The organism is Actinoplanes sp. NPDC051851 (assembly GCF_040681165.1).
GTDB lineage: Bacteria > Actinomycetota > Actinomycetes > Mycobacteriales > Micromonosporaceae > Actinoplanes.
The window spans coordinates 355,810-366,104 of record NZ_JBFAYF010000002.1 but is presented as its reverse complement, the minus strand read 5'-3'; the positions used below and the strand labels follow the sequence as shown (position 1 = coordinate 366,104).

The window sequence follows — 10,295 nt, the reverse complement described above, 5'->3', positions numbered from 1 at the left end:
CTGCGGGCTGCGGGCTGCGGGCCGCGGGCCGCGGGCTGCGGGCTGCGGGCTGCGGACACGGCGGGAAGGGCGGTGTCGCGCACCGGTGGCGGCCTTTTGATCGGGGCGGGGGCGGGAGTGGCGTACCGGAGAAAGCGGCGGCGGAGTCGCTGAGAGCGACCCCGCCGCACGCACCTCGCGCCGTGCCCGGCCCTGCGTCGGAGAGCGCGACGTGAGTCACGATCCGACCGGGCACGGAGCGAAGGTCTGACAGAACCGGACGGGACAGAGCCTGACCGGGGGCGGCCGAGGCAGAGCCTGACCGGGGCGACCGGGACGAGTCCGGCCTCACCGCCGGCCGGGGAGAAGCCCGGCCGGCGGTGAGAGGGATCAGAAGACCGAGACGCCGTAGACGGAGAGGGGCTCGACGACCGGCTGGAAGTACGTGACGCCGCCGGAAGTGCAGTTGCCGCTGCCGCCGGACGTCAGGCCCAGGGCCGTGGTGCCGGAGTAGAGCGAACCGCCGCTGTCGCCGGGCTCGGCGCAGACGGTGGTGCGGATCAGGCCCGTGACGGTGCCCTCGGAGTAGTTGACCGTGCTGTTCAGGGCGGTGACCCGGCCGGAGTGGATGCCGGTGGTGGAGCCGCGACGGTAGACCGTGGCGCCGACGGCCGGGGTGCCGGCCGACGTGATGTCCTGCGAGCCGACCGCGCCGGAGATGGTGACCGACGTGGTGGTGTAGCGGACGATGCCGTAGTCGTTGCCGGGGAAGCTGGTGCCCGCGCGGGTGCCCAGCGTGGTGGAGCCGTTGGTCCAGGTGGCGCCCACGTTGGTGCAGTGGCCGGCGGTCAGGAAGTACTTCACCCCGGCGCTGGTCTGCACGTTGAAGCCGAGCGAGCAGCGGGCGCTGCCGGTGTAGATGGCGTCGCCGCCGGAGATGCGGGTGCCGAGCGTGCCGGCGACGGTCTCGATCCGGGCGGTGTCGCCGAGCTTGGCGACGATGGCCCGGACCGCGGCGAGCTTGGCGCCGGTGACGCTCTCGTCGACGCTGACCACGACCTGGTTGGTGACCGGGTCGACGGCGAACGCGGTGCCCGGGGTCTTCAGGCCGACCTTCAGGCTCGCGTCCGCGGCGGCCAGCGTGGCGCCGCTGCGGGCGACGTAACGCGGGGTGGCTCCGGCGGCGGTGACCTCGGCGGCGGTCGCCGCGTCCGTCACGTTGACCACCAGCGTGCCCGAGGCGTCCAGGTAGGACCCGGCGTCGCGGGTGCCCAGCTGGTCGTCGAGGCGGCTGGCCAGGGCGGACGGCGCGAACGACGGGTCACCCTTCGGCGCGGCCGAGGCGGGTGACGCGCCGATGAGGGCGCTGCCGACGAGAATGCCGACGGCTATGCCGACGATCGGTCGGCGCAGCTTCGGGTTGAGCACGGTTTCCTCCCAGGGGGATTGGGTAGGTGGCGCGCCGGTCCGGCGCACCGTGCTCGCAAGTATTTAAATGGATCAATACCTTCGCAAGTGGAGGGGAAAAGCGGCAAAAACATGGTCAAGAAGCTTCTGACCAGGGAAAATGGAATAGCCATATCGCAGGGATATGACTGTTTCAGAATGAATTCAGCGGTCGATCACGGTGATCGGGGCATCATCCGCGAGGCGATATCCGAGACCGTAGACCGTGGTGATCAATTCCGGGTCGTCCAGTTTGGTGCGCAGCCGGCTGACGTGCACGTCGACCGTACGGTTCGTGGTGTGCCGGTGACCCCAGACGTGGGTGAGCAGCTGCGTACGGCTGAACACCTGACGCGGGTGCCGGGCCAGGAAGAGCAGCAGGTCGTACTCCAGGCGGCTGAGCTCGAGCAGCCGGCCGTCCCGGAACGCCGTCCGCGCCCGCGGGTCCAGCAGGATCGCGCCGCCGCCGTCCGCCTGCGCCGGCTCGTCCACCTCGACCGCGGCGCCCGTACCGGCGGCGTTCACCAGCTCGCGCAGCGCGGCCAGCACCCGCTCCCGGCCACCCGCGTCCCCCGCGATGCTGATCGTGACGGTCACCGGCGCGTCCACCTCGGGCTCCCCCACCGGCGCATCGGAGCCGGAGAGCGGCAGGTCGGGCACCGAGCGCAAGCGGACCGGCCGGGAGTGCGTGGCGTGCGGATGGGCGACGGCGAGCGCGGACATGGCTTCTCCTTCTGCGGGCGGACGCCGTCGGGTGACCGGCGCCCAGCAAGGATATATTTCCTATCTGTTAGATAGGCATACCGCATTGTAGTGGCGGTCGCCATAGTTCGCTATGTTGCAATACCCCATAGGTTTACTAGGATATGCGGGCGGGAGGGGGACGAGAGCCGCCTGACCAGCAGCATCTTCGATCGAGGGGCAGAATGATGACGGCAATCGTTGTGGTGTCCGGCAACCCGCGTGCCGGGTCGCGTACCTCCGCACTCGCCATCGCGGTCGGCGAGGCGATCGCGGACCGGCTCGGCTCACCCGCGCCGACGGTGATCGAGGTCGGTGACCTGGGCGCCGGCCTGCTCACCCCGGGCGACACCGCGGCCAAGGCGGCAGTGGCGGCGCTGACCGAGGCGAACCTGCTGGTGGTGGCCACTCCGACGTACAAGGGCAGCTACACCGGGGTGCTCAAGGTGCTGCTGGACCAGCTCCCGGCGCAGGCGCTCTCCGGCAAGCTCGCCGTGCCGGTGGTCACCGCCGGCGTGGCCCCGCAGGCCGCCGCGGCCGAGTCGCTGCTGCGGCAGCTGCTGGTCGAGCTCGGCGCGATCGCGGTCCGGCCCGGCCTGCCGCTGGTCGAGGCCGACCTGCCGGAGACCGCCACGATCGCGAAGAAGTACGCCGCCGCCCTCGACTGGTAGCCGGCGACTCACAGGATTCGCACAGGGGAGCGACAGCCCCTGCTTAACGCTTGGTAATAACGTTCAGCCCGTTCCGCTACTGCGGTCCGGGAAGCCGGAAGGGCGTCACCGTCCGACGCCACTGCCGGTCCGTCACCGGGCACCCGGCGACGGCGAACCCCGGACCCCGGCGGGGCCGTCACAGGCCCCGTCGCGTCCGGCGGTTTCGCTGCCCCTCGGGCCGCCGGACGCGACGGTCTATCCGCCTCTGATCAGCCCATCCCTCCCAGATCAGCCCATCCTTCCCTGATCAGCCCACGGTCAGCGTGAGCTCGCGGGTCGTCGTGCCGTCCCAGACGTCGGTGAACCGAACCGTGAAGGTCGAGGTCCCGGCGGTCGACGGCACCCCGCTGATCTGACCGGACTCGGACAGGCTCAGCCCGTCCGGCAGCTCACCCGAATCCAGCGCCCAGGTGCCGTCCCGCGCGTCGGTGATCCCCAGCTGCGCCGCGTAGTCGCTGTCCGTGGTCGCATCCGGCAGACTCTCGGTAGCGATCACCGGCGTACCCGAGGCGATCGTGATGGTCAGCGCCCGGGTGATCGACTGCGGCACGTAGTCGGTGAACCGGACGACCACCGCGTAGGTCCCCGGCGTGGTCGGCGTGCCCGCGAGCGTGCCGCCGGAGGAGAGCGTCAGTCCGGGCGGCAGACTCCCGCTCGCCACCGACCAGCTCCCGGTCCGTGCCGATTTCAGAGCGAGCTTCTTCGCGTACGACCGGAAGACCGTCCCGGCCGGCACGGAAGAGGTGGCGATGACCGGCTTCGCCGGGGGCGCCGGAACGAACAGGAGGCGGTTCGGCGAGCCCATCCGGTCGGTGACCTTCCCTGTGGTCGCGTTCGCCACCAGCCGGTTGCGCACCTGGGCCGGCGTGTACGACGGGTTCGCGTCCAGGATCAGCGCCGCCGCGCCCGCCACGTGCGGGGACGCCATCGAGGTGCCGCTCCAGGTGGCCTTCGCCGTGTTGCCGGTCGCCACCGCCGAGGTGATGTCCACCCCCGGCGCGAAGATGTCGACCACCGAGCCGTAGTTGGAGAAGTAGGCCCGCCTGTCCCTGCTGTCGCTGGCCGCCACGGTGACCGCCGCCGGCACGTCGGCCGGGCTGCTCTTCAGCGCGTTCACGTCCTCGTTGCCGGCCGCCACCACGTACGTGACCCCGGATGCGATCGACTCCTCGACCGCGTAGTCCAGGCTCGCGCTGTACGACCCGCCCATGCTCATGTTCGCCACGGCCGGCTTGACCGCGTGCTCGGTGACCCAGTCGACCCCGTCGATGACGTCCGCGAGTGTGCCCTCGCCGTCGCAGTCCAGCACCCGGACCGCGACCAGCTGGACCTTCTTGGCCACGCCGTACGTCGAGCCGCCGATGGTGCCGGCCACGTGCGTACCGTGCCCGTTGCAGTCCGAGGCGTCGCTGTCGTCGTCGGCGAAGTCGTACCCCGAGGTCGCCCGCCCGCCGAACTGCTGATGGGTGGTCCGGATCCCGGTGTCGATCACGTACGCGTGGACCGCGCTCCCGTCGTCGGTCGGCGTGTACGTCTTCGACCGCTTCACCGAGCGCTGGTCGATCCGGTCCAGTCCCCAGCCGGGGTTCTTCTGCGTACCGGCGATCCGCACGACCCGGTCCTGCTCGACCGAGCGGACCGCGGGGTCCCCGGCGAGCCGGTGCGCCTGGAGCTCGGTGAGCCGCGCCGCGAACCCGGCGACCCGGGTGAACCGGTGCGTCACCCGCCCGCTGCCCAGGCTGGCCGCTCGCGGGCCCCGCGCCCCCTCCTTCAGGGTGACGATGTACCGGCCGGGCACCGCGTCCGGCGCGCCGAGGCCGAGGACCGGCCCCATCGCGAAGGCCGGGGCGGGAGCGACCAGGGCCGCCGAGGAGAGGACGGCCGAGGAGAAGAGGGCACCGAGGGTCCACTTACGCATGCCCGCCGAGATCGGTCGTACCCCTCTCCGGTTGAGGAAGGCCCGCAAGGGTGACCACTCCGCACCCGATCGGCGACCGCTGCCGGCTCTGGCTCGTCCTCAAGGGTGTCTTGAGAGGGCCGGACACCCCTGAGGACCAGCCGGAACCGCGCGCCTCATGCCTGCTTCGCGGCGAGCTCGATGACCGTGATGTCGGACGGGGCGCCGACGCGGACCGGCGGGCCCCACGCGCCCGCGCCGCGGCTCACGTAGAGCTGGGTGTCGCCGTACCGCTCCAGGCCCGCGTTGGTCGGGTTGGCCGCCGCGGCGATGTAGGTCGCGGGCCACATCTGGCCACCGTGGGTGTGCCCGGAGAGCTGCAGGTCGACGCCGTACCGGACCGCGTCCTCGATCATCACCGGCTGGTGGGCCAGCAGCACGGCCGTCCGGGTGGTGTCCCGGTCACCGAGCGCCGCGCCGAAGTCCGGGCCCTCGCCGTACGCCTCACCCTGGAGGTCGTTGACGCCGGCCAGGTCGAAGCCGGGCAGGGCGGTCCGCGCGTTCGCCAGCGGCCGCCAGCCCAGCTCCTGGACCTTCTCGACCCACTGATCGGCGCCGGAGTAGTACTCGTGGTTGCCGGTCACGTAGAACGTCCCGTGCCGGGAGGACAGCCCCCGCAGCGGCTCGACGGCGTTGCTGAGCTCGTCCACGTCGCCGTCGACCAGGTCGCCGACCACCGCGATCAGGTCGGCCTGGGTGGCGTTGATGGTGTCGGTGACCCGCTGGGCGAAACCCCGGCCGAGCAGCGCGCTGAGGTGGATGTCGCTGACCACGGCGATCCGGAAGCCGTGCGCGCTCCGGGGCAGCTTGGCCAGCGGCACGGTGACCCGCTTGACGGACGGCCCCTTGAGGACGGCCCGGGTCCCGTAGCCGACGGTGCCGAGCGCCACCGCCGCCGCGGCCCCGCCCGCGACCCGGGACACGAACATCCGCCGGGACAGCCGGGGATCCGGTTCCGAAGGGGCGTCCGGGACCACGGGCGTACGGCGGGCCAGCCACCAGGAGAGCACCGGCCGGAGCGACTCGCTCGCCAGGGTGGCCAGGAGCAGGTAGAGGAAGATGGCCAGCCAGAGGTAGCCCGGCCACTCCAGCACCCGCTTCACCCCGATCGGCAGGTCCAGGGCGCGGTCGCCGACGAGCGCGGCGATGGAGAGCAGCGGCCCGGCGACGAAGACGGCCGTCCCGGCGCGGCGCCAGGGTGAACCCGGCACGGTGGTCCCGGCGATCAGGCGGCGCCAGAGGTACCAGTAGTGGAGACCGCCGAAGAGCGGCACGATCAGTATGGCCACCACCGCGACGACGATCCGCACCAACCAAGGGTAGGCGGTGACCGGATCCGTCCGGGCCCGGGCCTGATGGTGTCTTCAGAGCGCGGGCGGCGCGACGTGGAATGGAGGCATGACGAACGCGCTACTGGTAATCGACGTCCAGGAGTCCTTCCGGGCCCGCCCCCTCTGGCAGGCCGTCGACAACCCGGACGTCACCGACGACGTACGGCGGCTGGTCGACGCCGCCCGCGCCGCCGGTGACCTGGTGATCTGGGTGCTGCACACCGAGCCCGGCACCGGCACGGTCTTCGACCCGGCGAGCGGCTACGTCCGGGTGATGGACGGCCTCGAACCCGCCGCCGGCGAGCCCACCCTCCTCAAGACCGTGCACAACTCCTTCACCGGCACCGACCTGCAGCACCGCCTCACCGTGGCGGGCGTGCGCGGGGTGACCGTCTGCGGGCTGCGGACCGAGCAGTGCGTGGAGACCACCGCCCGGGTCGCGTCCGATCTGGGGTACGAGGTCACCTTCGTCACCGACGCCACCGCCACCTTCCCGATCCCGCACTGGAGCGCCCCCGCCGACTCCAGCGTCGAGGAGTTGCTCGCCGATCCGCGTACGCTGAGCGCCGAGGACGTGGTGGCCCGCACCGAGTACGCGCTGGCCGGCCGTTTCGCCACGATCCGATCGGTCGGGGAGCTGGCGGGGGTGTGACCGGATCGTGAGCCGGGTGGTGTTCCTCCTCACCCCGCAGGTGCATCTGCTCGACCTGGCGGGCCCGGCGCAGGTGTTCTCCACCGCGCCGGGCTACGAGCTGCACTACGTGGCGGAGAGCCCGACCGTGCCGACGTGGCAGGGCGTCTCGCTGCAGGCGTCGCTGACGTGGCCCGCGCTGGTGCCGGATGATCTCGTCCTGGTGCCCGGCTGGCGGGATGGATACGGATATTTCGCGAAAGATACCCTGACAGCGATCGCTGACCATCACCGCTCCGGCGGCGAGGTGGCCAGCGTCTGCGCCGGGGCGGACGCCCTCGGCCGGGCCGGGCTCCTCGACGGCCGCCGCTGCACCACCCACCACGACCTGCAGGACCGGCTCGCCCGGAGCTACCCGAGGGCGATCGTCACCCGCGACGTCCTCTACGTGGCCGACGACCGGGTGGTCACCTCGGCCGGCATCGCCAGCGGCATCGACCTGGCCCTGCACCTGGTCGCCCGGCGGCACGGCCCGGCGGTCGCCGCCCGGGTCGCCCACGAGATGGTCGTCTACGCCCGGCGCAACGGCGACGAGCGGCAGGCCAGCGCCATGCTCCGGCACCGCGGCCACCTCAGCGACGTGGTGCACCGGGTGCAGGACCGGATCGACGCCGGGTTCGCCGAAAGCCTCCCGCTGGGCGACCTGGCCACCGGCGCCGGCGTCAGCGAACGCACCCTGACCCGGCTCTTCACCACGGCGACCGGGCAGACACCGCTGCGCTACCAGCAGATGCTGCGGCTGGAACGAGCCGAGTACCTGATCGGTCACGGCTCCACGGTGGAGTCCGCGGCGCACGCGGTGGGCTTCGGCGACGCCCGGATGCTGCGGCGGCTACGCTCGCGGCGTGATCGTGACAGCTGTTCTCTTTGATCTCGACGGCACGCTCGGCGACCACGACGGGACGGCCGGTGAGGCCCTGCGCGCCTGGCTCCCGACGGTCGGCATCGACCCCACCCCGGAGACCATCCGGCGCTGGGACGAGGTCGCCGAGACCCACCTCGCCGCCTGGCGGAGCCGCGAGATCGGTTACCAGGAGCAGCGCCGGCGCCGGCTTCGTGACTTCGGTTTCACGTACGCCCCGGAGCGGCTGGACGAGATCTTCACGGGTTATCTCGCCGAGTACGAGACCCGGTACCGCGCTTTCGACGACGTCGTGGACGCGCTCGCCGCCGTACGGGAGAAGGGTTTGAAGGTTGCGGTCCTGACCAACGGCAGCCGGGGGCAGCAGCTCAAGAAACTGGCCCGGATGGGCTTGGCCGACCTCGGGCCCGTGTGGACTCCCGACGATCTGGGGATGGCCAAGCCCGATCCGGGCTCGTTCAGCGAGGCGGTCGCTCGCTGGCAGCTGGCACCCGGGGAGGTGCTCAGCGTTGGGGACAGGTACGACTTCGACGTGCTGGCCGCTCGCGCCGCCGGCCTACAGGCGGTGCACCTCGACCGTGTTCAGGCCGGGCCCCTCGACGAACCGCACCGGATCGTCTCGCTGCGCGGCCTCGTGGATCACTTGTAGGTGACGTTCGCGGTGGTGAACTTGCAGTACGTGCCGTCGCCGCCGGTGCTGCCCTTGTAGGTGGCGAGCTTGGTCGGCTCCGCGCCGGTGTTGTTGCCCTTGTAGGTCACGCAGACGGCCATCTTCTTGCTGGTGTCGTCCACGATGGTGATGTTGCTGAACGTCGCGGTGTCGCCGTAGTTGGAGTTGATGCCCACCAGCGACGAGCCCGGGTAGGTGGCGGTGATGCCGCTCAGCACGACCTTGCGCTTGTACTGCGTGGAGCAGTTGCCGCAGGAACGGTAGAGCTTGCCGAAGTCGTCGACCACGAAGTTCTTGACGGTCAGCGTGCCGCCGCCGTTGTGCTGGAACACCTTGTCGTCGGCGCCCTGCGCGCCGCCGCCGCTCACCGTGTAGGTCGCGCTGGAGCCACCCTTGAAGGTGGCCGCGTCCTCACCGACGTTCTCCCACCAGACGTTGGTGAGCGTGCAGGAGCCGAGGCAGTGCACGCCGTCCGCGGCCGGGGAGCCGATGATGACGTTCTTCAGGGTGGCGCCGTCGGCCAGCTCGAAGAGCGGGTCCTGGCCCTCGTCCTGGTCGTCGGTGCCGAGCGCGCCGCTGCCGTAGTAGCGCTTGAGCCCACCGTCCAGCGTGCCGGAGACGGACTTCGTGGCGGTCAGCTTCACCGTGCCGGTGGCGGTCGGCCAGGTCGCGGCGTTGGCGCCCTGGGTGTAGACCACCGCGCCGAGACCCAGGCCCAGGGCGGTGATCGCCACCAGGCCGGCACGCCAGCGCTTCCGCATGTTCTTGAACACGGTCAGCCTCTCTTTGGGGGAAAGATTGGGGGAGCCCGACCATTCTTAAATTCCCCGGGAACGCTTGTCAACTAATGTTTCCGCAGCTCAGAGCCGCTTTAGAATGGCCCCGTCAAAAGCATTAGTGTGCGTTCGAGCCGGAAAGGTTGCGCGCCGATCAAAGAATTTTCTGAGCTACCGTACGGTGACGCGGTGTACCGGGCCGGAGGTCTCCCGCAGCCGGTTCCCGGTGCCGCCGTGCCGCAGCGCGACGATCTCCGCGGCGATGCTCACCGCGGTCTCCTCGGGCGTCCGCGCACCGAGGTCCAGCCCGATCGGCGAGCAGAGCCGGGCCAGCTCCGCCTCGGTCAGTCCGGCCGCCCGCAGCCGGTCCAGCCGGTCCTCGTGGGTGCGCCGCGACCCCATCGCGCCGACGTAGCCGACCGGCAGGCGCAGCGCCCGCTCCAGCACCGGCACGTCGAACTTCGCGTCGTGGGTGAGCACACAGATCACGGTCCGCTCGTCGACCTCGACGCTGCTCAGATAGCGGTGCGGCCAGTCGACCACCACCTCGTCCGCCTCGGGGAAGCGCGCCGCGGTCGCGAAGACCGGGCGGGCGTCACAGACGGTCACCCGGTAGCCGAGGAACTTCCCCATCCGGGCGATCGCCGCGGCATGGTCGGTGGCGCCGAACACGATCATGCGGGGTGGGGGCATGAAAGGGATTTCTAGGCCTTTTTCGCCTTTTATCGTATATCTGCCTTCATGGGCGTTCAGTGTGATCGGCTCTCCGCTTTCGATCGCGGTCATCAGCTCGGGCAACTCCGGGAACGAGTCCCGGTCCACCCGGCCGATCATCAGCTCGACGGTGCCGCCGCAGGGCAGTCCCACCCCGAACGCCTCGTCGTCACTCACCCCGAAGCTCGCCGTACGGGCCCTCCCGGTCCGGCGCACCTCCTCGCACAGGTCGTAGACGGCGGCCTCCACACACCCGCCCGAGACACTGCCGATCGCCGCGCCGTCCGGCCCCACCGCCATCGCCGCGCCGACCTGCCGGGGCGCGCTCGACCAGGTCGCCGTCACGATCGCCAGCCCTGCCGGCTCCCCCGCCCGCCACCAGCGCAGCAGCCCGGGCAGCACGTCACGCATCGAC

At 71.2% G+C, this 10,295-nt stretch carries 10 protein-coding genes; 4 read left to right on the top strand and 6 right to left on the bottom strand.

Going from position 1 to position 10,295, the window contains the following annotated elements; genetic code table 11:
* Positions 1 to 369: 369 nt before the first annotated feature.
* A complete protein-coding gene (locus tag AB0M08_RS04060; protein ID WP_364487994.1) occupies positions 370 to 1,407 on the bottom strand; it encodes a S1 family peptidase in 1,038 nt (345 codons plus the stop codon).
* A gap of 183 nt (positions 1,408 to 1,590) precedes the next feature.
* A complete protein-coding gene (locus AB0M08_RS04055; protein ID WP_364487991.1) occupies positions 1,591 to 2,148 on the bottom strand; it encodes a winged helix-turn-helix domain-containing protein in 558 nt (185 codons plus the stop codon).
* A 206-nt stretch (positions 2,149 to 2,354) separates the two neighbouring features.
* On the opposite strand from AB0M08_RS04055, the gene AB0M08_RS04050 reads away from it, so the two are divergent.
* Positions 2,355 to 2,837, top strand: coding sequence for an NAD(P)H-dependent oxidoreductase (locus AB0M08_RS04050; protein WP_364487988.1), 483 nt, complete (start codon positions 2,355 to 2,357; stop codon positions 2,835 to 2,837).
* 289 nt (positions 2,838 to 3,126) lie between these two features.
* On the opposite strand, the gene AB0M08_RS04045 is transcribed toward AB0M08_RS04050, so the two are convergent.
* Positions 3,127 to 4,797 carry a S8 family peptidase gene (locus AB0M08_RS04045; protein WP_364487986.1) on the bottom strand — a complete coding sequence of 557 codons (1,671 nt, stop codon included), beginning with the start codon at positions 4,795 to 4,797 and terminating at the stop codon, positions 3,127 to 3,129.
* A 155-nt stretch (positions 4,798 to 4,952) separates the two neighbouring features.
* Positions 4,953 to 6,146, bottom strand: coding sequence for a metallophosphoesterase (locus tag AB0M08_RS04040; protein ID WP_364487983.1), 1,194 nt, complete (start codon positions 6,144 to 6,146; stop codon positions 4,953 to 4,955).
* Between the two features lie 88 nt (positions 6,147 to 6,234).
* On the opposite strand from AB0M08_RS04040, the gene AB0M08_RS04035 reads away from it, so the two are divergent.
* The 3 genes from AB0M08_RS04035 to AB0M08_RS04025 are packed head-to-tail and all read left to right on the top strand — an operon-like array spanning position 6,235 to position 8,369.
* A complete protein-coding gene (locus tag AB0M08_RS04035) occupies positions 6,235 to 6,819 on the top strand; it encodes an isochorismatase family protein (protein ID WP_364487981.1) in 585 nt (194 codons plus the stop codon).
* A gap of 7 nt (positions 6,820 to 6,826) precedes the next feature.
* Entirely contained in the window at positions 6,827 to 7,729 is a 903-nt protein-coding gene (locus AB0M08_RS04030) for an AraC family transcriptional regulator (RefSeq protein WP_364487979.1), read from the top strand.
* Positions 7,704 to 8,369 (top strand): HAD family hydrolase, encoded by a 666-nt coding sequence (locus tag AB0M08_RS04025; RefSeq protein WP_364487977.1) that lies wholly within the window; start codon positions 7,704 to 7,706, stop codon positions 8,367 to 8,369. Before AB0M08_RS04030 ends, AB0M08_RS04025 begins: the two co-directional genes overlap by 26 nt.
* Here AB0M08_RS04025 and AB0M08_RS04020 read toward each other — a convergent pair.
* On the bottom strand, positions 8,360 to 9,163 hold the full coding sequence (locus AB0M08_RS04020; protein WP_364487975.1) for a pectate lyase: 804 nt from the start codon (positions 9,161 to 9,163) through the stop codon (positions 8,360 to 8,362). The genes AB0M08_RS04025 and AB0M08_RS04020 overlap by 10 nt on opposite strands.
* Positions 9,164 to 9,337: 174 nt before the next feature.
* Positions 9,338 to 10,291: an XdhC family protein gene (locus AB0M08_RS04015; RefSeq protein ID WP_364487972.1), complete on the bottom strand. Its 954-nt coding sequence runs from the start codon at positions 10,289 to 10,291 to the stop codon at positions 9,338 to 9,340.
* Positions 10,292 to 10,295: the final 4 nt, after the last annotated feature.

Bases quoted from the DNA above. Each gene is read 5' to 3' on its own strand.
- AB0M08_RS04035 (WP_364487981.1), top strand. From the start codon at position 6,235: ATGACGAACGCGCTACTGGTAATCGACGTCCAGGAGTCCTTCCGGGCC.
- AB0M08_RS04050 (WP_364487988.1), top strand. From the start codon at position 2,355: ATGACGGCAATCGTTGTGGTGTCCGGCAACCCGCGTGCCGGGTCGCGT.
- AB0M08_RS04055 (WP_364487991.1), bottom strand. From the start codon at position 2,148: ATGTCCGCGCTCGCCGTCGCCCATCCGCACGCCACGCACTCCCGGCCG.
- AB0M08_RS04015 (WP_364487972.1), bottom strand. From the start codon at position 10,291: ATGCGTGACGTGCTGCCCGGGCTGCTGCGCTGGTGGCGGGCGGGGGAG.
- AB0M08_RS04045 (WP_364487986.1), bottom strand. From the start codon at position 4,797: ATGCGTAAGTGGACCCTCGGTGCCCTCTTCTCCTCGGCCGTCCTCTCC.